This window comes from Streptomyces bullii, from assembly GCF_042657145.1.
GTDB classification, from domain to species: Bacteria; Actinomycetota; Actinomycetes; order Streptomycetales; family Streptomycetaceae; genus Streptomyces; species Streptomyces bullii.
Genome location: NZ_JBHSNY010000008.1, coordinates 481,247 through 483,534 on the forward strand (window position 1 = coordinate 481,247; position 2,288 = coordinate 483,534).

Sequence of the window (2,288 nt, forward strand, 5' to 3'; positions counted from 1 at the left end):
AACCCGCAGAAGCCACCGGGCCCCGCACGACCTCCCGAAGGAACCGGAGAAACCGCTGCGGGACCCGCGCGGACCGAGAGCGCCGGAGGGTCCGGGTCGCCTGACGGCGGCGGGCGGGCGGGAGATCCAGATCACGCCCGGGCGGCTCAACTTCATCCCGTTCCGGTCGGTCTTCCACCGTGATGTCGGCTTGACTGAGCCGCAGCCACCGGTGACGCACCGACGGATGAGGACCACCCGATGACCAGGCTCGCCCGATGACCGCGCTCGCCCGCTGGGCCCGCGCCGAATGGGGGCCGCTGTACACCGCGGTGCGCGGGCGGCTGGTGGAGAAACGGCTGCGGGCGGTCCCGATGGCGCTCGGGGCCGTGTGCCTGACGGTGCTGCTGCATGTGGTGCACGGCCAGTCCTGGGGGTACCGGCTCGTGGAGAACGTGGGGACCGTACGGGCCGAGGACCCGCTGTGGCTGGCCCTGCTGCGCACCCCGCTGTCGCTGTTCGTGCCGGCGCTGGACCTGCCGGTGTGGGGTGCCCTGGCCCAGCTCCTGCTGGTGTTCGGCATCGCCGAGATCTGCCTGGGCCGGTGGCGGACGCTCGTCGTCGCGTACGTGGCCACCCTGGCCGGCACCCTGTACGCGCGCGTGGGCGTCTGGCTCGGCCCGGACGCCGCCCCGGTGGGCCTGCCCGCCTCGGACGCGCGGGTCGTGGACGCCGGGCCGTCGGCGGCGGTGGTGGGGCTGGCCGTGTTCGTCGGCTGGCGCTACCGCGCGTACGTCACGGCGGGCGCGGTGACACTGGCGATGGTGGTCGAGGTCCTGGTGAAGGAGAACCTCGCGGGCAAGGAGCACCTGGCGGCGATCGCGGCGGTGCTGGTCGTGTGCGCGGTCCGCGCGCTGCGTCACCGGTGCTGGAGGGAGTGCGCCGGCTCGTCGTCCGGCCGGCCGCCGATCCAGTCCTGCAAGGCGCGCCGGGGGCCCGACCACCGGCGGTCGTGGCGGTAGGCCCGCAGCGTCGCCCGGGCCCGGGCGCGGTGGCGGCGGCGGTAGAAGTGCCTGGCCCACGGCGAGCCGGGGCGGGCCAGGCGTACGGCGCCGATCAGGGCGACGACGGGGACGATCACCCCGAAGACGGCGAGGCGGGTCTTGCCCTTGGCCAGGGCCACCAAGGAGAAGGCGAAGTTGGTGACGACGTTCGCGATGACGCTGGTGCGGTCCTGCTCCTGGTCCTGGGTGAGGTCGTCGACCCCGAAGGGCGAGAAGCCGATCAGGATCAGGCCGACGAGGGCCGCGGTGAGGGCGACGACCTCGACGCTCTTGCGGCCGTCCTCGGTCCAGTAGACGTCGGCGAGGTGCAGGATCAGCGCGAACTCGTCCAGCACCAGGCCCGCGCCGATCCCGAAGACCACCGCGAAGACGGCCGCTCCGACCTCGTGCCAGGTACTGGCGGCGGCACCGAAGCCCCCGACGATCGTCAGGATGACCCCGGGCACGACGTGGTGGATGTGCACTCCGCCCGACTCGACGTTGCCGAACGGCCCCCTGCCCGCCCGGATGAGCCGGGTGATGACCCGCGTGATCACGAAGGTCAGGACGAACGCCGTGAGGGCGAGCAGCAGTGGCAGCTTGCCCGGTTCGATGATGTTCCGCTGCCACCAATCTCCCATATGTGCACTTTATCCACGGTCGGTGTGGGCGCTCTCATGACCGCCGGGTAGCCTGCGCCGGTGCCCGAGACCCCGTCGGCCTCGCCGACCTCGCCCCTGGACGGCCTCCGTTTCGCCTTCGGCACCCTCACCGTGGTCCCGGTCAGGGTGACCCGCTGGGACCGCGAGGCAGCGCGCGGCGGCATGCTGTGCGCCCCGCTGGCCGGGCTCGTGGTCGGTGCCGCTGCCGCCGCAGCGGGGCTCCTGCTGCTGTTCCTCGGGGCCGGTCCGCTGCTCGCGGCCGTCGCCACGGCCGCCGTCCCCGCCGTCCTCACCCGGGGTCTGCACCTCGACGGGCTCGCGGACACCGCCGACGGGCTGGGCAGCGGGAAGCCCGCCGAGGACGCGCTGCGGATCATGAAGCAGTCGGACATCGGGCCGTTCGGCGTGCTGGCGCTCGTCTTCGTGCTGCTCGCCCAGGTCGCCGCGCTCGCGCAGGCGTACGGCGGGTCCTGGGCGCGGGGCGCGCTCGCCGCCGTCGTTGCGGCGGCGGCGGCCCGGACGGCCCTCACCCTGGCCGCGCGCACCGGCGTACCGGCCGCGCGGCCGGAGGGGCTGGGGGCGGCGGTCGCGGGCGTGGTGCCGG

Annotated in this window: 3 protein-coding genes; 2 read left to right on the forward strand and 1 reads right to left on the reverse strand. The window is 74.3% G+C overall.

Translation table 11 applies throughout. The features are described from left to right. Nucleotides 1–257: 257 nt before the first annotated feature. Nucleotides 258–1,001: a hypothetical protein gene (locus ACFPZJ_RS25100; RefSeq protein ID WP_381025742.1), complete on the forward strand. Its 744-nt coding sequence runs from the start codon at nt 258–260 to the stop codon at nt 999–1,001. Here the strand turns inward: ACFPZJ_RS25100 and ACFPZJ_RS25105 are convergent. Further along, entirely contained in the window at nt 899–1,663 is a 765-nt protein-coding gene (locus tag ACFPZJ_RS25105) for a hypothetical protein (RefSeq protein WP_381025743.1), read from the reverse strand. The two genes, ACFPZJ_RS25100 and ACFPZJ_RS25105, sit on opposite strands and share 103 nt — an antisense overlap. A gap of 60 nt (nt 1,664–1,723) precedes the next feature. Between ACFPZJ_RS25105 and ACFPZJ_RS25110 the strand changes: the two genes are divergently transcribed. After that, nucleotides 1,724–2,288 (forward strand): adenosylcobinamide-GDP ribazoletransferase (locus ACFPZJ_RS25110; protein ID WP_381025746.1); only part of this gene is annotated, 565 nt, incomplete at its 3' end.